Below are 17,634 nucleotides of genomic sequence, written 5' to 3' on the forward strand. Positions count from 1 at the left end.
AACTTATCCACAGCTCGAGCGGGGTTTATCCACAGCGTTTCGCGTACACTAACCTGCGTACCCTGCGCTAACACCCCAACGCCGTGCCGAGGAGGTTGAGCGACGAAGTCACAGAGGTGCTCGAGGGTCAGGGGGCGGTCGTGGGCTGACCACCCCCTCGTTGGCGCGTGTGAGGGGCACCTCGTGACCACGTCGGTTACCTATGGACGAACTCAAAAGCAGCCTAACGCTAACGGAACGCCGCGAGGGACCCTTTCACGCCCACCGCAAAGCCTGGAAGGCGCTCGCTGCCCAGCTCGCCGCCGACCGCGCGCGGCTCGCCGCCGGCGGGGGGGAGGGGGCGGTAGCGCGGCAGCACGCCAAGGGCCGCTTAACGGCGCGCGAGCGCGTCGCGGCGCTTGTCGACCCCGGTACGCCCTTCGACGAGCTGATGACCTTCGCCGGCGACGGGCTCTATCCAGAAGTCGGCGGTGCGCCCTCTGGTGGCGTGGTCACGGGGATCGGGCGGGTGGCCGGGCGCAACTGGCTGATCATCGCCAACGACGCGACTGTCAAGGCCGGGGCGTTTTTCCCGATCACCGCCAAAAAGGTCATCCGGGCGCAGACGATCGCGCTCGAAAACCACCTGCCGGTCATCTACCTGGTCGACTCGGCGGGGGTCTATCTGCCCATGCAAGATGAGATCTTCCCCGACCAGGACGACTTCGGGAGGGTGTTTTACCTCAACGCGCGCCTCAGCGCCGCCGGCGTGCCGCAGCTCGCAGCGATCATGGGCAACTGCGTGGCGGGCGGGGCCTACCTGCCGGTCATGTGCGACACGCTGGTGATGACGGAGGGGTCGGGGCTCTACCTGGCAGGTCCGGCGCTCGTCAAAGCGGCGATCGGTCAGAACGTCTCGAGCGAGGAGCTGGGCGGCGGCCGTCTCCACGCCGAGGTCTCCGGCACCGCCGACTACCTCGAGCGGAGCGACGCGGACGCTCTGCAGCGCCTGCGGACGCTCGCCGGCAGCTACGCCCCCGCCGCTCAAGCCCCGTGGGCTTTGGGGCGCACTGAGAGCCGCGAGCCGAAGCTGCCGGCAGACGACCTCTATGGCCTGGTGCCGGCCGACGGCGGCACCGCCCCCTACGATGTCCGCGAGGTCATCGGTCGGCTCGTCGACGCCTCGCAGTTTAGCGAGTACCGGGCGCGCTACGGCCGCACCATCGTCTGCGGCACCGCGCGGCTCGGCGGTTTCTCGGTCGGCATCGTTGCCAACCAGCGCCTGGTGGTGCGCAACAAGGGGCGGCTCGAGGTCGGCGGGGTGATCTACGCCGAGGCGGCGGACAAGGCCGCCCGGTTTGTCCTCAACTGCAACCAAGCGGGCATTCCCATCCTCTTTTTGCACGACGTCACGGGTTTCATGGTGGGGCGGGAGAGCGAAGCCGAGGGGATCATCCGGCGCGGCGCCAAGCTCGTCAACGCGGTCTCCAACAGCGTCGTGCCGCGCCTCAGCGTGATCTTGGGGGGCTCTTATGGCGCGGGGCACTACGCGATGTGCGGCAAGGCCTACGGCCCCCGCTTTCTCTACGCGTGGCCCTCGGCGCGCTACAGCGTGATGGGGGGGCAGCAGGCGGCCAAGACGATCCTGGACATCCAGGTCGCGCAGCTTAAGCGGCGCGGGGTGACGCCCGACGACGCGGCCCTCGCGGAGCTCTACGAGCGCATCAAGGCCGACTACGACCGCGCGCTCGACATCCGCTACGCCGCCGCGCGGCTCTGGGTCGACGAGGTGATCTTGCCCTTGGAGACCCGCGAACGCCTCATCCGCGCGCTCGAGGTCTGCGCGCTTAACCCGCAGCAAGAGGCGCTCAAGCTAGGGGTGTTTCAGGTCTAGCGCGCCGTGAGTCTTTGGGTCTAGCTGCGCGAACGGCGCTTCGGCGGCCAGTCGCCCAGCATCCGCCGCAAGTCGACGATCTGCCCCGCGTGGTAGGCGGTGTGGTCGGCCGCGAGCAGAACCTGCCGCAAGGGGGTGTGCTCGGGGTGGTGGGGGAGCGGGGCAACGAGGTCGCACGTCGGGTCGCGAACGAGGGCGACAAAGGCCTCGAGGTCGCGCGCGTAGCCCTCCAGAGCGGCCTGCCAGGCGCTCTCGGGGAGGTCGCTGCGGTTTTCGGGCCAGTAGCCCCCCGGCCACTCGGGCGAACGCCACGCGGGGTCGACGGTGTAGTGGAGCAGGTCGTGCTGCGCGATGCGGACGTGCTCGAGGAGCTGCCAGATGGAGTGCAACCCGGGTGGGCGGTGGGTGCGCCACTCGGGGGGGAGCCCTTCGAGGGCGCCCAGAAGGCTGACGTGCGCGCCCTCGCCGCGAAGCAGCTTTTCGAGGGTCTGGCGCAGGGTGGTGTCGCGTAGGTTCATCGGATGCCATCCCGCCACGGCCGGCTCTGCGCGCCCGAAGGCGTCGGGCGACCGCTAAGTGGGGTCGTGGCGTGGCTCGCAGACCGGGTGTTCAACCTCGCCTCCTGACACCGTTATACCGAGTTTGGGGGGGCGGCTTTCAGCGTAGAGCACACCTTTAGCCACATCCCCCGTCACCTTACGAAAGTAGCGGCAGGGCGAGGGGGTGAGGCCGCCCCCACCCTCGGGTCGAGGGTGGGGGCGGCGCTCAGCTTGGTGGCGCAGAGCGACCTCAGGAGGTAGCAGGAGGTAGGGTTGGGGGCTGACCGCGCAGCGTCGCAGCGGTATGCTAAAGCATCATGCTCGTTCGTGCTTTGCCCCGAGGCGCGCGGCCGCGCCGACCCCTGCGGCGTGCGACCGATGCGCGTGCCTGTCGCCGCGGGGTCCGTCGCCCCAGGGGAGGAGCGCGTTGAGCTTCGCGCAACCGCTCTTTCTGGGGTTGCTCGCGGCGCTGCCACTCATCGTGTGGCTCCACTTTTTAAGGGCGCGCCGGCGCACCGAGCGGGTCTCGGCCCTGTTCTTGTGGGTGCAGGCGCGCGAGGCGGCCGCGCAGCGCCGGCGCCTCTCACCGACGTGGCTGCTCGTCGCGCAGCTGCTTTTCGTGACGCTTTTAGCGCTCGCTCTGGCGCAACCGCAGTTCGGGCGCCCCGCCGTCCCGCCCCGCATCCTCATCCTCGACGCTTCGGCCAGCATGGCCGCCGAGGAGCCGCAGGGGACGCGCCTCGCGCAGGCGGTAGCGCTCGCCGAGGGGTTGCTTGGCGGCGCCGGTGAGGTCGCGGTGGTGCGCGCGGGTCTCGCCGCGACCGTGGTGCAACCCCTGACCAGCGACCACGCCGCCGTGCGCGCGGCGCTCTCGGGGCTCGAGGCCGCCGACGCAAGCGCCGCACTCGGGGAGGCGCTCGAGCTCGCCCGCACGCTCGCCCCCGACGCGGAGCTGCACGTGATCGGCGACCAGGCCCCGCCCCCCGGATGGCAGGTCTACGTGCACCCCGTCGGGACAGAGGTTCCGAACGTGGGGATCAGCGCGCTCGAAGCGGCGTTTGGTCGGCTCTTCGCCTCGGTGGTGTCGAATACCCCCTACCCGCAGACGCTCGAACTCGTCTTCGAGCGCGGTGATGAGAGCGTCCGCACCACGGTGCTCGTCCCGGCGCGCGGCCAGGCCAACGTCTCGGTGCCGGTCGATGACACCGGCGGCGTCTACCGCGCGCGGCTCGAGGGTTTGGGCGAGGACGCGCTCGCGCTCGACAACGAAGCCTGGATCGGCAGCCGCGAGCTGCGCGCGCTCGTGAGCCCGCCGAGCACCCCCGTGGAGCGCGCCCTCGGGGCGATGCCGGGGGTCGCCGTGCAGAGCCTGCTCCTGCGCGAGGGGGACAGCTTGCCCGAGGCTGAGCTCACCGTCTGGCTCGGTTTGCCGCCCGACCCGCTCCCCGCGGGCGATGTGATCCTCTTTGCGCCCCCGCAGGAAGCGCCGACCTACGGGCGCGTCGCCGACTGGGTGCGGAGCGACCCGCTCCTGCGCTTTGTCGACCTCGCCGGGGTGGTGCTGCCCCTGGCGAGCGCCGAGCAGCTGCGGGCGTGGTCGCCGCTCCCTCTGGCGGAGGCCGAGGTGCTCGCGCAGACGAGCGCGCTCACCCCGGCGCTGCTGCGTTGGCGCGCGGACGGGCGCACGGTGCTCTTCTTCCCCTTCTACCCGTCGCAGACCGACCTCGTCCGCCGCCCCGCTTTTCCCGTGCTGCTCGCGAACGCGGTCGCCGAGGGGCGCACCGACGCGCCCCTGCCGCTCGGCACCCCGCTAGGCGGCGGGGCGCGCGCGCTAGCGCCGGGGCTCTTCGAGGTGGGTGAGCGCACCGTGGCGGCGAGCCTGCTGAGCGCTGCGGAGTCGCGCCTCGAGGTCACCGCACAGCCGCGCGTTCCGCCGGAGGCCGCGCGCCCTGCCGCGTCCCCCCCCCAGGGGCGCACCGGCGCGCGCTTGCCGTTCTGGCTGCTTGTGGTAGCGGTAGCGCTGCTGCTCGCCGAGTGGCTGCTCTGGTCGCGCGGGCGCGGTTTGGGCTACCGTCTGCGGCGCGGCGCGTAGCGCGGCCTCGGGCGCGCCTCACACGACGCTCGCTTTGGGAAGCGCATCTGCTAGGCTGAGGCCATGAGCGAACTGCCGAGCAAAGAGGCGCTCCTCGAGGCGCTCAAGGTCGTCAAAGACCCCGAGATCCCGGTGAACGTCGTCGACCTGGGGCTCATCTACCGCCTCGAGGTCAAAGAGGGTGGCGAGGTCGACATCGACATGACCCTGACCAGCATGGGCTGCCCCGTTCAGGACATGATCCAAGCGGACGCGGAGCTGGCCTGCGTGCAGGTCGAGGGGGTTAAAAAGGTCAACGTCGAGTTCGTCTGGTCCCCCCCCTGGTCGCCCGCGAAGATGTCCGAGGACGGCAAAAAGCAGATGCGCATGTTTGGCTTTAACTTCTAGGAGCTCTAAACGCCGCGCCGCGCGGCGACGAGCGCTACGCCCGGTGGTAAGGGTGACCGGCGCGGATCGTCTCGAGGCGGTAGAGCTGCTCTAACAGGACGAGCCGCGCGAGCTCGTGCGGGAGCGTCAGCGCGGAGAGGCTCCAGAGCTCCCCAGCGGCCTCCCGCACGAGCTCGCTCAGCCCAGCCGCACCACCGATCAGCAGGCTGACCTGGCTGACCCCGCGCGTCTCAAGCGCCGTGACGCGTTCGGCCAAAGCCTCGGACCGCCGCTGCTGAGCGCGTTCGTCGAGCGCGATGAGGTAGCCCCTAGCCGCCCCCAAGAGCGCCTCCCCCTCCTGCTGTTTGACGCTCTCGAGGTCCTGACCGCGCCCCTCTTTGAGCTCGAGCAGCTCTAGCGGCGCGTAAGCCTTGAGGCGCGCGGCGTAGTGCGCGCACCCCTCGGCGTAGAAGCCGCGCTTGAGTCGGCCGATGGCGACGACGCGGTACTTCACGGGGTGCGCGGCGGGTTGCTAGGCCAACCTTTGCGCGTCGGCAAAGCCCAGCTTCTCCAGCAGCTCACGCCGACGTGACGCGCGCAAGTCGCTCGTCTCCAGGGCTGCTTGGAGTGCGCCGCTGTCAATAGCCGCGCGCAAGAGCTCGAGCTCACCCCTGGAGAACGTCTTGGCGCATAGCACGTGCTCTTCAAACGCCGCGCACGCGACCGGCGCGACCCCTTTGGCAAACGCTAGAAGCGCCTCGGCGTACATGCGGATTTCACGTTGCGCGTGAGGGTCTAAGCGCAGCTTGAGAAAGTGAAAGAGGTTGTGCAGGTCAATCTGCCAGTAGAACTCGGTGTAGAGTGACAGCGGCAGGTTGATGCGGGCGAGTTCGCGCGCCACGCCCGCCTCCAGCAGGGCCTCGTAGGTGTCGTAGGCGCGCGCCTGAGAGGCGACGAGCTCCGCTAGGAGCTGCGCGTTGGCCTCCTCGCCGAGCGCCCCCGCCGAGCCCTGCTTGTTGCTCTCGTCCTGGCCCCTTAGCGCTTCGGGGACGTAGAACTCGTCACGCAGCACGCTGTAGCGCCCGGAGAGCTCGTTCACGCGGGCGGTGCGGTGCCTAAGCCACTGCCGGGCGACAAAGAGGGGCATCTTGAGGTGAAAGGTCATGACCACCTGTTCGAAGGGGCTGGTGTGACCCTGGCGCATGAGGTAGTCAATGAGTTGGGCGTCCTCGCGGGTGCTCTTGGTGCCCGCGCCATAAGAGACGCGCGCGGCTTGCACGATGCGCGCGTCCCCCCCCATGTGGTCCACCAGGCGGACGAAGCCCTTGTCGAGCACGCGGTATTCGCGGTCTAAAAGCGGCTCGGTCTGGGGGTCGTCGGCGGCGTGGGGGGGGGGTGTCATAAGCGTATCTTATCAACCCGTCCTCGCGATGTGCACCCCTTCGCTGCCACACGCTCAAGTGTTGTACTGTATACTTTTTGCTCAACTCACTCTCAGGTTGCGTATCATGCTGTGAGCATGGTAGGTCAACCTCGCTCAACGCCTCGTCAGTAAGGTCCGCAGAAGGTTCTGGCTCTCCCGGAGCCGCTGAGAGTAGCGCCATCAGAAAGTGGCCGAAGCGCGAAAAACCCCGTGTGGTGCGTGAACGCGAGCGATGAGAGGTTGATGTGAAATGCTGGGTCGTCGTTCATGTCCTGCGCGGAGCTAGATCCCGCCGCAGTGCAAAAGCGACCTTGGGAAGCGCTTCGGGGGCGCGTTGAGCGGAACGCGAAGTGTCTCATAAGCGCTTCATATCGTTTGACACCTTTGCGGGCCTGTGGAATACTTGCCGTGACTTGTTTCTCCAAAGGGTCGCTGCGAAAGGAGGTGTGATGCCACTTGAACCGGCTCTTGTGCGAGGACAAGCTCTCAGCGGATCCGACGTCTTTGACGCGTCAGAGGAAACTCGGACACTCGGCGCGGCACCTTGCAACCCCCGCTGACTGTTTACGACACACCACGTTCAAGGGGTTTAGTCACATGAAAAAGCTTCTTCTTGCCACCCTAGCTCTGCTCATCGTGAGCGGCGCTGCGGCGCAGTCCTTCCCGGACGTTCCGGAAGGGTCTTACGCCGAAGAGGCCGTTGCGCGGCTGGCCGATCTAGGCATCATTATCGGCTTCCCGGACGGAACCTTCCGCGGTAACGAACCCTTTAACCGTTACCAAGCGGCGCTCGTCGTCTCCCGTTTGCTCGACCTCATCGACAGCGAATTCCTCTCTGCCGAGGACCTCGACACGGTGCGCAACGCGCTGCAGGAGCTCGCTTCGGACGTCGCTGCCAACGAAGAGGCGATTGCCGCGCTCGAGGAGGCGCTTGCGGGCGCCGCGGGCGCCGACGCCGACGCCGTCGCGCAGCTGCAGACGCAGCTCGACGCGCTGCGCGTGGAGCTCGACACCGCGATCGCCGCCTCGCAGGGGCTCGCCGCGCTCGAGCAGCAGGTCGCCAGCAACACCTCGCAGATCCAGCAGCTCACCGACCTCGTCACCATCCTCAACGAGGACATCGCGGCGCTCGCGACTGGCGGTGAGGTCGACCCCGGTTTCTTGGAGCAGATCGAACAGAACACCGGCGACATCGCCAACCTGCGCGAGTTCGTGGTGCTGCTGCGCCGCGACCAGGTTGCGACGACCGAGCGCGTCGCCGCGCTTGAAGCCAGCGACGCCGAGCAGAGCGCGCGCTTAGACGACCTCGAAACGCGCGTCACCGAGCTCGAAGCGACCGCCGTCGCCTTTAGCGGCTCCATCGGCCTCGAGTACGACGTGCGGCGTTTGAGCGGTGCGGAGATCCCCTTCGACACCGACCGCATCTTCGGCGTCGGCCTAGAGCGCGAGGAAGCGCCCTCGTTCTTCACCACAGGCGCCGCTGACCTCAACGACGACGGCGACCAGACCGACATGGGTGAGCGCGCCGAGGACCGCCAGGACATCTTCCAGCAGCGCGGCCGCTTCCGCCCCGTGCTCGAACTCAACGTCGACTTCTCCGCCGAGCGCGGCCTCGCGCCCGCGTCGGGGCTCAACCAGTTCGAGTCGACCGTGGCGCTCAGGCTCCGCGAAGCGCGCGTGCTGCAGAGCGGCGCGGATATCACCGACCCCACCTTCGACTTCACGAACCCCGACAACTACTTCACCGGCTACGTCTTCGAGTTCACCGGGATCACCGCCACCTTGGGCCCCATCGGCGCCGACCCGATCAACTTCTTTTTCGGTCAGGAGCCCGGTGCGGACTTCTCCGCCTACGTCTTCGAGAGCCTAGGCCCCGGCTTCCGCGTCGAGATCGGCTCGCCCGACTTCTTGGCCTTCTTGCAGCCCACCCTCGAGCTCGCCTACGGTGTCTACGAGCAGGGCGGCGACGCGCAGAACGACCCGGTCGAACTCCCCGACCACCGCGCGCCGCAGCTCTCGTTGGGTGGCGCGCCGCAGCCCAACCCCTGGACCGACGCCTACTACCGCGGGGTCCGCGGTACGCTCACGCCCTTCTCGGGTCCGGACTTCTCGATGACCGGGGGCTTCTCGGTCGGTCAGATCGCGGGTAACGCCGGCGACAACGCCGACGCCGCGAACGACAACATCGAGGTGACCGCTTGGAGCTTGGACGGTCAAGTCAACCTGAGCGTCTTTAACCTCGAGTTCGAGTACGCCGCCAACGACATCCCGCAGGGCGCCCTCTTCCAGCAGGGCAACCAGGTGCTGCGCGACGAGGAGGGCAACCTCGTCGACTTCGAAGGCAACCCCCTCGAAGAGGGCGCCGCTGGTATCCCCGTCGTCCAGGAGATCGACAGCACCTCGCTCGTCTACGCCGAGCTGACCGTAGACACCGAAGCCGCCGGCTTGCCGCTCCTGCGCAGCCTCTCGGCCAACTACCGCTCGATCCCGCAGTTCTGGTACGGCCTCAAGTACGACACCGACACCTTCCCCTGGAGCCTCGACCAAGTCGGTTACGGCGCCGAGGCGACGGTCGGCCTGTCGATCTTTAACCTCACCGGTTTCGTCGACACCTACACCATCACCAACCCCGCGACCGAAACGGGCGTCGATGGCGCGCCGGTGACCGGTACGGAGGTCTTCGCCTACGGTGCGCGCTTGGGCGTCGAGGTCTTCCGCGCGATCGAAGTGTACGGCTTCTACAACGTCGTGACCTTAGACGGCCAGCAGGTCGAGGCGCTTGACCCCGCGAGGCGCAACGAGGCGTACGTCGCCGGCGTCGGCCTCGGCGTCGAGCACGACGGTGCGGCCGCCAACGCGCTCGTCCCGGGCCTTAACTTCAACGTGGCTTACGACCTGCTGAGCGGTAGCATCGCCGCCGCGACGGTCGACACCGAAGTGACCGTCGGCCCCTTTGCGCTCTCGCCCTACGTCGGCTTCGACCGCAGCTTTAGCGCGGGCCAGTTCACCGACGACACCATCGAGCTGCGCGCGGGTACGGGCCTCGCCACCGAGCCCCTCGACCTCCCGCTCGCCCCGAGCTTCTTGGCCAACGTCAACTTCCGCAACACCGACCACTTCGACGTCGCCGCGGATGTGGACGACTACACCGCGACCGTGCTGCAGTACTCGGTCGGCATCCAGTTCACCGAGTTCCTCCTGCCGGAGAGCAGCCTGGGCGTCCGCTACGGTTCGTTCACGGGCGAGAACATCGTCGTCGAACCCAACACCATCGGTTCGGGTGACTTCGCCAGCGACATCTCGGGTGGCGGCAACGCGGCCCGTCGCGACGTGCCGGGGACGGGGACGCAGTCGACCGAAGGGTACGAGGTCGTCTGGAACTACTACGGCCTCGAGCTCGCCTACGGTGCCTACACCAACACCAACCCCCCGGCAAGCCCCAACCCGGGCCTCACCGGTGGTCAAGCCTTCGCCATCCGCTACACCGTCGAGTTCTAAACCCCGCGTTTAGACCAGACGGCCTGACGGATACGAACCCCGCTTCGGCGGGGTTCTTGCTTTGGTCCCCGAGCTCGTCCTGGCGTTCTCGTGGTGGTGGACGTTTGCGAGCGCTCGGCGCCGGAGCGTACAGTAAACTCCCTTATGCTGACCTGCTATGACCTCTTCGACCTCTCGCGCGTCTCACCGAACTTGCGGCCCCTGCTCGAGGTAACGCGCCCCTGGGAGGTGCTCGCCAAGCTCGACGCCTTTTGTACCGAGATCCCCGACCAGCGCCTCGGCGAGGTGCACCCGACGGCGGTGCTCGTCGGCAACGTGTACCTCGAAGCGGGGGCGAAGGTCGGACCCCACGCCCTGATCGAGGGCCCAGCGTGGATCGCCGCGGGCGCCGAGGTCGGGCACGGCGCCTACCTCCGCGGGGGGGTGGTCCTGGCGGCAGGGGCGAAGGTCGGTCACGCCACCGAGGTCAAACGCGCGCTCTTTTTGGAGGGGGCCAAAGCGCCGCACTTCAACTACGTCGGCGACACCGTGCTCGGCCGCGGGGTCAACTTGGGCGCGGGGGTCAAGCTCGCCAACCTCAAGACCTTCGGCGACACCATCGAGGTCGCGGGGGAGAGCACGGGGCTGCGCAAGTTCGGCGCCGCCCTGGGCGATGGGGTGTCGATCGGCTGCAACGCGGTGACCGCCCCGGGGACCATCGTCGGGCCGCGGACGATCATCTATCACGGGGCAACGGTGCGCGGTGTGGTACCGGCCGACGTCGTCGTCAAGCTCAAGCAGCCGCTTCAGACGGTACCGCGCCGCGACCCTTAGGGGCCGCGCGCCCGCTCTGCTAGGCTAAACCATGTTCCCGCTTCACGACGCCAACCCTCGCCACGGCCCCTCGTTCGTCAACTGGGCGCTGATCGCCCTTAACGTCGCCGTCTTTTTCTACAGCCTCGGGGTGTCGCCGTTTGAGGCGCGGACGCTCGTGTTGACCTACGCCTTTATCCCGCAGTTTTTCTTTTTCGACCCGCTCGGCAACGCCTACCGCCTCCTCAGCAGCCTCTTCCTGCACGGCGGGCTCGCCCACATCCTCGGCAACATGTTTTTCCTGTACGTCTTCGGGGACAACGTCGAAGACCGCCTGGGCCACGGGCGCTACCTGCTGTTTTACCTCCTGGGGGGCGTCGTGGCGACGCTCGCGCACGGCGTGTTCGTACCGGGGTCGCCGGTGCCGATGATCGGCGCTTCGGGGGCGGTGAGCGCGGTGCTCGGCGCCTACATCGTGCTGTTTCCGCGCCAGCGCATCCTCACCTTCGTCCCCCCCTTGTTCCTCTTCTGGCTTCCCGCTTGGCTCTACCTCGGGTACTGGGCGCTGATCCAGCTGCTCGAGGCCTTCGGCGGTCTCGTGGTGATGGGGACGGGGGGCGGGATCGCGTGGTGGGCGCACGTGGGCGGCTTTTTCTTCGGGGTGTTCGCGGTGCGCTCGTTCGCGCGCCCCCGCGGCCTCTAGCGCGTCCCCTTCACGGCCCTTTTCATGTCGGCCTCGTGACGACCTCGTAGACTACCGTCATGCGTCGCTCTCTCACCCCCCTTGTCGCCACCCTCCTCGTCGCTGCGCTCACCTTCGGGGGGGCGCAGGGTGAGGTCGAAACGTACCTGAGCGCCAACGGCAGCGACCCCGAGACGACGCGGGGCGCCTCCAGGCTGCTGCGCTACCAGCTCGAGGATTTCCCCGTCCCCGTCTACGTCCCCCTCCCCCCCGTGGCGCCGCCGGAAACCGCTACCGGAGGGGTTCAGACGGGTGGGGCGAGCGCCCCGGGGAGCGCCGCCTGGCGTCGCCAGGAGGTGATCCGGGCCTTTGACGCCTGGGCGGAGGCGGTGCCGGAGATCGTCTCCTGGACCTTCGTCGAGACGCCGGGAGAGGAGACCCTCGTGGTGAGCTGGGAGGATCTGCCCCCCAACCTCGCGGGGTCGTACCGCTACGCCTTCTCGGTGACGCCGAGCAACGAGTACCGCTTCCGAGCGACGCGGATCCTGCTGGACCCCAACACGCCCGAGGGCGACCTCTACCGTTTCGCGCTGCTGCAGGTCGGCCACGCCCTCGGGCTGTTGGGGCGCAGCCCCTTCGAGGGCGACGCGCTGAGCGCCGTACCGAGCGGCGTGGTGAGTGAGCGCGACGTCGCCACCCTGCGCGCGCTCTACGCGCTTCCGAGCGGCACGGTGCTGCACGGCGATTGAGGGAGCGACGCCTAAGCGGGTCGGCTGACGCAACGACGGGCGGTGCCGGAAGACGCCTCACGCGTGGCGCGGTGGGCCCGACGGCGACACCGCGAGGGGACGCCCTCGCGGTGTCGGCTGCGGTACCTGTTTGCGCCGCGCTGTTCGTTGTTGGCCGTCAGTTGTTGGCCGGCTCGATGAGGCCGTAGTCGCCGTCGTGGCGCCGGTAGAGCACGCTGATGGTGTCGGTCTCCATGTTGTGAAAGACGAAAAACGCGTGGCCGAGCGCCTCCATCTGCAGCGCCGCATCCTCGGGCGACATGGGGCGCATCACGTGGCGTTTGACGCGGACGATGGCGGGTTCGCGTTCCTGGCTCTCGTCCGCCGCCACCCCCGCCCCCTCCATGGGGGCGACGTCGAGGTCGCTGGGGGGCGGCTCCTGGTTGCGTTTGGCGAGCCGCCGCTCCTTAAAGCGCCGCAGCTGACGCTCGAGCTTCTCGACCACCAAGTCGGTCGCGGCGTAGGTGTCGGGGCCGCTCTCCTCGGCGCGCACGATGCCGTTGGGGACGTTGAGCTGCACCTCGACCTTGGCGGGCATCGCGGGGTTGCCGTCGGTGGCGTAGCTCATCACCACCTTGGCGTCGACGATGTGATCGGAAAAGCGCTCGAGCTTCTCGAGCTTCTCCTCGGCGTAGGCGCGCATGGCGTCGGTGACTTCGATGTTGCGGCCGATCATCTGATAGATATCCATAGAACTCCTTTCGCGGGTCCGAAGTGCTTGCTGCAGGTTTCATCTGGTTCGCGACGCGCTCAGCTAAGGAGACATCGTCTGGCACGTACGTCCTTAGGATGAGACCTGCTGAACTACGTAGCAACCTCTCAAGCAACTGCTGCTAGGGCTACCTTATGAGGCTAGTTTACACCTACGCTGAGCCGCTAAAGCCGCGCTGTGCCCACAAAAAATGCGCCCCGCTAGGGGACACTGTTGGTAAAGTCTTTCGAGTTCTGGCTGCGAAAAATCGATTAGCAGTTGGGTGCTGCCCTGCAAACGCCTGTGCCTGCCCTGCATTGTTGATGCAACCGTATTGCTAGAAGCGTTACGTTAGCCTTGGCTTGCAGCCCGACAGATTGACACATGTTCATGTATGGGTTTAACGTAACCGCATGGAAACGCTGTCGTCTCGACTGAAAGCGCTCGCCGACCCGGTGCGGCTGGCGATGCTAGATTTCCTGCTGAATCCGGTGCAAGCCTGCTTGACGCAAGCGGATGGCGTGTGCGCCTGTGATTTCGAGGCCGGACTAGGCATGACGCAATCAGCCGTCAGCCACCACATGAAAATTCTCGTGCAGGCGGGTTTCGTCCACGCCGAAAAGCACGGGCGCTGGGTGCGCTACAGCGTCAACCCGACGGTGTTCGCCTCGGTTTGTGAAGCGCTGCGGCCGTATGTCGAGGCTTCCCCTGTGCCGGAGGCCGCGCCACGCCTGGCAGTCGCAGGAGGTCGGAGCTGAACCGTGGACAGGTCGCTGTTTCAGGTTCCCAAGATGGACTGCGCCGCTGAGGAAAACCTGGTGCGGATGCAGCTCGACGGCATGGCGGCGGTGAAGTCGCTCGACTTCGACCTGTCAGCCCGCAAGGTGACCGTCTATCACGAGGGCGGGCTAGGTGAGATCGAAAACGCCCTCGTGCAGCTCGGCCTCGGCTCCAAGCTGGTCGAGACTGGCGAGACGGACGAGGCCGCGCCGGAAACCGCGCAGCAACGGCGGTTGCTGTGGGTGGTGCTGCTGATTAACTTCTCGTTCTTCGTCCTGGAAATGACCACCGGCTTTATCTCCGGTTCGATGGGGCTGGTGGCGGATTCGCTCGATATGCTGGCCGATGCGCTGGTGTACGGCCTAAGCCTGCTGGCGGTCGGCGCGACGGTCGCCCGGAAAAAGAACGTCGCCCGCTACAGCGGCTATTTTCAGGCGACGCTCGCCGTGCTCGGCTTTGTCGAGGTGCTGCGCCGCTTCTTCGGCGTCGAGGCGCTGCCGGACTTCCGCACGATGATTGTTGTTTCGGTGCTGGCGCTCATCGCTAACGGCGTATGCCTCTACCTGTTGCAGCGCTCGAAAGATAGAGAGGCGCACATGCAGGCTAGCATGATTTTTACCAGCAATGACGTGATTATCAATCTCGGAGTCATCACCGCCGGGGTGCTGGGGCTGTGGCTCGGGTCGGGAATTCCTGACCTGGTAATCGGCGCAATCGTCTTTGTGATTGTGACGCTCGGCGCGGTGCGGATTCTGCGGCTGGCGCGGTAGCCACTTCAATGCTCTTCAAACTCGCGCTCTATGTCTTAGCGGCCATCAAGCACCCGCATACGTCGATACCATCATCGAGCAGGAAATAGAAAATCACGTAATGGTTGGAAACAAAACTGCGAAGGCGTCGTACGTCTCACGCGGCCTTACAGCCCCATAAACGCATAAGCCAGCTTGCCTTCCCATTACACGCGTGCGTACGGCAAAGCCTTTAACCCTTCATACTGAGCCATGTTGAAACCACAGCCGGTACCGCCTGTCCCCGAAATGACCGCCCGAGCTGCCCACGCCGCCTTTCCCAAGGGTCATTGTTACCTCACCCTCCGCGATGAGCTGGGAACGATCTTCACGGATGACATGTTTGCCGACCTCTTTCCCACCGTTGGACGGCCAGCGGAAGCGCCGTGGCGGCTAGCTTTGGTGACCATCGTACAGTTCGCCGAAGGCTTGTCCGACCGAGATGTGGCCGATGCGGTGCGAGACCGCATCACCCTAAAGTATCTGTTGGGACTCGAGTACGACGACTCCGGTTTCGACTACTCTATCTTGTCGCGCTTTCGTGACCGACTGGTCGAGGGCAATTCGGTAGCCATCCTTCTTGACGCCCTAGTCGAAGCCAGCCGCAAGGCGGGGCTCATCAAACACCGCGGCAAAGTGAGAACCGATGCGACCCATATTCTTGCGAAGATTCGTGAACTCAGTCGCCTCGAGCTGGTCGGCGAAACGCTTCGGCACGCCTTGAACGAGATCGCCAAGGCCGCGCCGGAGTGGTTGAGGGCACTGGCACCAGATGACTGGTACAAAAGGTATGCAAAACGCTTTGAAGAGGAGTCTTACCGGAGCCGATATAAGCAAGGACCAGGCTACAGTGCCCAGGTCGGTAGAGACGGCTTTCTCTTGATGACCGCGGTCTATAGTGCCGATGCTCCTACTGGGCTAGGGAACCTGAAGGCGGTTGAACTGTTACGTCGCTGCTGGCTCGAGCAGTTCATGGTCGAGGGTGATGAGGTCAAGATGCGTAAGGGCGGAAACATGCCTCCAAGTGCTGCACGGCTCGAGTCTCCTTACGACGCCGAAGCGCATTACGGCGTTAACGGTGGGCTGTCCTGGGTGGGGTACAAGGTGCATTACACCGAATCGTGTGATGAAGACGCACCCCATCTTGTCGTTCACGTCGATACGACTGAAGCAGCAATGGCTGACCTCGTGCGCGTCACACCTATCCACGAGCAGCTCAAGCAAAGGCAACTACTTCCTGCTGAGCATTTTGTGGACAATCAGTATGTAACCTCGAAACTTCTGGTTGACAGCAAGAAACACTACAGCGTGGAACTGGTGGGTCCTATCAAACCCCACTACGAAGCTAAGGGCTTTGGCATCGGGGAGTTCAAAATCGACTGGGAGCACAAAGTCGTTACCTGCCCTGGGGGCGAGCAGAGTACGCGGTGGCGACCCGAGGTACCCAAATCGGGTCGAGCGCAAATTACGGTGCGTTTTGCCCCTTCCGACTGTCGGGCGTGCTCCCTGAACGACCGCTGTGCCAAGAACACGACGCGTGTGGGCCGTACTCTGGCGCTCCTACCCCGTGAGCAGTACGAGGCGCGTGAAGCGGTTAAACAAAAACAGCACACTCAAGAATGGCTCGCGCGTTACCAGATCCGTACAGGCAGTGAAGGAACGTTCTCACAGGCGGTTAGTGCGGGCCTTCGCCAGAGTCGGTATTATGGCTTGAACAAAAACCACCTTCAGAACGTTGCCATAGCCGCTGGGATGAACTTCCAACGCCTCTCGGACTGGTTCGAGGAGATACCCCGAGCTCAGACGCGAACATCGAGGTTTGCAGCGCTAAGAGCATAGAACAGGTTTCAACCTAGTTCTCTAACCGTAGTGGTGCTGAGTGAGAGGGTACTGCTGCAAAGCCTTAGTGTCATTAGGGCTTAAACGAGGGCTTAAGTAAAGGTTCGCACGGCTGCTTAGGCAGCCGTGCAGCTTTTTTGCAGAAGGGAGGAGGTGGTTACTTGTCCAAATTTGAAATCTTGTTCGAGTTCGCCAACAGCATCCCCGCTAGGGGCGCGGAGCGCAAAGAGGGTTAGGGCTACGCGCCCTCTACGCGGAGGGTTTGGCCGGGAGGTTGGCGACCAAGACCATCCGGTCGCCCTGCTGCTCCAAAGACACGTCGTAGTTGGTCTCGTCGGCGGGGAAGTACTTGCTGATCACCTCTAGGAGCTCGTTTTTGAGCGCGTCCATCTTCCCCGGTGAGAGCCGCGCGCGGTCGTAGGACAAGACGAGTTTGAGGCGCTCTTTGACCGTGTCCTTGCTTCTGTTGCGGCCGAAAAGTCCGAACATCAGCCCATTCCAAATAGACGGCGCAAGTAGCCCAGAAAGTTGCCGCGGCTCTCGAGCGCGCGGTGGGGGATCTCTTCGCCCTGGATGCGTTTGGCGATGCTCCTAAAGGCGTCACCCGCCCCCGTCTTGCCGTTTTCCAGACTGATGGGGCTACCGACGTTCGTCGAGACGATGATCTTCTCGTCCTCGGGGACGATGCCGATGAGCTTGATGCCCAAGATCTCGAGGATGTCGTCGACCTCCAACATGTCGCCGCGCTTGACCATCTCGGGGCGGAGCCGGTTGATGATGCACTTGACCTCGGTGATCTCGCGCGCTTCTAACAGCCCGATGATGCGGTCGGCGTCCCGGACGCTGCTGACCTCCGGGTTGACGACCACCAGCGCCCCCTGCGCGGCGCTCGCGGCGGTCTGAAAACCCGACTCGATGCCCGCTGGTGAGTCGATGAGGATGCGGTCAAAACCCTCTTCGCCCAGGAGCAGCTCGACGGTCTCTTTCATCCGCGCTTCGGACAGGGCGCTCTTGTCGCGCGTCTGCGAAGCGGCCAGGAGGTAGAGGTTGTCGACCCGTTTGTCGCGAATAAGCGCCTGCTTGAGCTTGCAGCGCCCCTCGAAGACGTCGATGAGGTCGTAGACCACGCGGCCCTCGAGGCCCATGACGACGTCTAGGTTGCGCAGCCCGACGTCGGTGTCGATGACCGCGACCTTCTCCCCGAGGAGCGCGAGCGCCGCTCCAACGTTCGCGGTGGTGGTGGTTTTGCCGACCCCCCCCTTGCCCGAGGTGACAACGATGGCTTTAGCGTTCAATGCGTTCTCCTTCTGGTCTGCTGTGGTCTCTGCCCCGCGTGCACGTGGTCCAACCGTTGCGGTCCCGGGGGGCCCGCCCGCGGTGATGCGAAGCGTAGGGGGTGCGCTAGGAGGAAAGTAGGGAAGACGGCCCTAGCGGCCCAGCGAGCGGGTGTCGCGTCCCGCCTGCGGTTGGGTCGTAGCGCCCC

16 protein-coding genes are annotated in these 17,634 nt (G+C 65.8%); 10 read left to right on the forward strand and 6 right to left on the reverse strand.

Annotated elements, in window-relative coordinates; translation table 11 throughout:
• Nucleotides 1-202 precede the first annotated feature (202 nt).
• Entirely contained in the window at nucleotides 203-1,873 is a 1,671-nt protein-coding gene (locus TRAD_RS00160) for an acyl-CoA carboxylase subunit beta (RefSeq protein WP_013176554.1), read from the forward strand.
• Between the two features lie 20 nt (nucleotides 1,874-1,893).
• Here TRAD_RS00160 and TRAD_RS00165 read toward each other — a convergent pair whose 3' ends face one another.
• The gene (locus tag TRAD_RS00165) at nucleotides 1,894-2,391 is read right to left on the reverse strand and encodes a DinB family protein (RefSeq protein ID WP_013176555.1); all 498 of its coding nucleotides are present in this window, start codon (nucleotides 2,389-2,391) and stop codon (nucleotides 1,894-1,896) included.
• Nucleotides 2,392-2,839: 448 nt separating this feature from the next.
• Here TRAD_RS00165 and TRAD_RS00170 point away from each other — a divergent pair, with 448 nt between their 5' ends.
• Together TRAD_RS00170 and TRAD_RS00175 are read left to right on the forward strand one after the other, a co-directional pair.
• A complete protein-coding gene (locus tag TRAD_RS00170) occupies nucleotides 2,840-4,504 on the forward strand; it encodes a vWA domain-containing protein (protein ID WP_013176556.1) in 1,665 nt (554 codons plus the stop codon).
• A gap of 63 nt (nucleotides 4,505-4,567) precedes the next feature.
• Nucleotides 4,568-4,891, forward strand: coding sequence for a metal-sulfur cluster assembly factor (locus TRAD_RS00175; RefSeq protein ID WP_013176557.1), 324 nt, complete (start codon nucleotides 4,568-4,570; stop codon nucleotides 4,889-4,891).
• A 34-nt stretch (nucleotides 4,892-4,925) separates the two neighbouring features.
• Here TRAD_RS00175 and TRAD_RS00180 read toward each other — a convergent pair whose 3' ends face one another.
• Both TRAD_RS00180 and thyX read right to left on the reverse strand, forming a co-directional pair.
• Nucleotides 4,926-5,384, reverse strand: a complete 459-nt coding sequence (locus TRAD_RS00180; RefSeq protein ID WP_013176558.1) for a 23S rRNA (pseudouridine(1915)-N(3))-methyltransferase RlmH — start codon at nucleotides 5,382-5,384, stop codon at nucleotides 4,926-4,928.
• An 18-nt stretch (nucleotides 5,385-5,402) separates the two neighbouring features.
• The gene (gene thyX, locus TRAD_RS00185) at nucleotides 5,403-6,272 is read right to left on the reverse strand and encodes an FAD-dependent thymidylate synthase (RefSeq protein WP_013176559.1); all 870 of its coding nucleotides are present in this window, start codon (nucleotides 6,270-6,272) and stop codon (nucleotides 5,403-5,405) included.
• A gap of 618 nt (nucleotides 6,273-6,890) precedes the next feature.
• On the opposite strand from thyX, the gene TRAD_RS00190 reads away from it, so the two are divergent.
• The 4 genes from TRAD_RS00190 to TRAD_RS00205 all read left to right on the forward strand — a co-directional run bounded on the left by TRAD_RS00190 (nucleotide 6,891) and on the right by TRAD_RS00205 (nucleotide 12,014).
• Entirely contained in the window at nucleotides 6,891-9,791 is a 2,901-nt protein-coding gene (locus tag TRAD_RS00190; RefSeq protein WP_013176560.1) for an S-layer homology domain-containing protein, read from the forward strand.
• Nucleotides 9,792-9,935: 144 nt separating this feature from the next.
• Nucleotides 9,936-10,604 (forward strand): LbetaH domain-containing protein, encoded by a 669-nt coding sequence (locus tag TRAD_RS00195; protein WP_013176561.1) that lies wholly within the window; start codon nucleotides 9,936-9,938, stop codon nucleotides 10,602-10,604.
• A 31-nt stretch (nucleotides 10,605-10,635) separates the two neighbouring features.
• Nucleotides 10,636-11,286: a rhomboid family intramembrane serine protease gene (locus TRAD_RS00200; RefSeq protein ID WP_013176562.1), complete on the forward strand. Its 651-nt coding sequence runs from the start codon at nucleotides 10,636-10,638 to the stop codon at nucleotides 11,284-11,286.
• Nucleotides 11,287-11,345: 59 nt separating this feature from the next.
• A complete protein-coding gene (locus tag TRAD_RS00205; protein ID WP_013176563.1) occupies nucleotides 11,346-12,014 on the forward strand; it encodes a zinc metalloprotease in 669 nt (222 codons plus the stop codon).
• 157 nt (nucleotides 12,015-12,171) lie between these two features.
• On the opposite strand, the gene hpf is transcribed toward TRAD_RS00205, so the two are convergent.
• The gene (gene hpf / locus TRAD_RS00210) at nucleotides 12,172-12,744 is read right to left on the reverse strand and encodes a ribosome hibernation-promoting factor, HPF/YfiA family (protein WP_013176564.1); all 573 of its coding nucleotides are present in this window, start codon (nucleotides 12,742-12,744) and stop codon (nucleotides 12,172-12,174) included.
• A gap of 413 nt (nucleotides 12,745-13,157) precedes the next feature.
• On the opposite strand from hpf, the gene TRAD_RS00215 reads away from it, so the two are divergent.
• From TRAD_RS00215 to TRAD_RS00225, 3 genes are all read left to right on the forward strand, one after another.
• A complete protein-coding gene (locus TRAD_RS00215) occupies nucleotides 13,158-13,502 on the forward strand; it encodes an ArsR/SmtB family transcription factor (protein WP_013176565.1) in 345 nt (114 codons plus the stop codon).
• Nucleotides 13,503-13,505: 3 nt separating this feature from the next.
• Nucleotides 13,506-14,294: a cation efflux transmembrane domain-containing protein gene (locus TRAD_RS00220; protein WP_013176566.1), complete on the forward strand. Its 789-nt coding sequence runs from the start codon at nucleotides 13,506-13,508 to the stop codon at nucleotides 14,292-14,294.
• A gap of 231 nt (nucleotides 14,295-14,525) precedes the next feature.
• Nucleotides 14,526-16,151, forward strand: a complete 1,626-nt coding sequence (locus TRAD_RS00225) for an IS1182 family transposase (protein WP_013176567.1) — start codon at nucleotides 14,526-14,528, stop codon at nucleotides 16,149-16,151.
• A gap of 249 nt (nucleotides 16,152-16,400) precedes the next feature.
• On the opposite strand, the gene minE is transcribed toward TRAD_RS00225, so the two are convergent.
• Nucleotides 16,401-16,640 carry a cell division topological specificity factor MinE gene (gene minE / locus TRAD_RS00230; RefSeq protein ID WP_013176568.1) on the reverse strand — a complete coding sequence of 80 codons (240 nt, stop codon included), beginning with the start codon at nucleotides 16,638-16,640 and terminating at the stop codon, nucleotides 16,401-16,403.
• Nucleotides 16,640-17,446: a septum site-determining protein MinD gene (minD, locus tag TRAD_RS00235; RefSeq protein WP_013176569.1), complete on the reverse strand. Its 807-nt coding sequence runs from the start codon at nucleotides 17,444-17,446 to the stop codon at nucleotides 16,640-16,642. Before minD ends, minE begins: the two co-directional genes overlap by 1 nt.
• Nucleotides 17,447-17,634 lie beyond the last annotated feature (188 nt).

This window comes from Truepera radiovictrix DSM 17093 (assembly GCF_000092425.1).
Lineage (GTDB): Bacteria > Deinococcota > Deinococci > Deinococcales > Trueperaceae > Truepera > Truepera radiovictrix.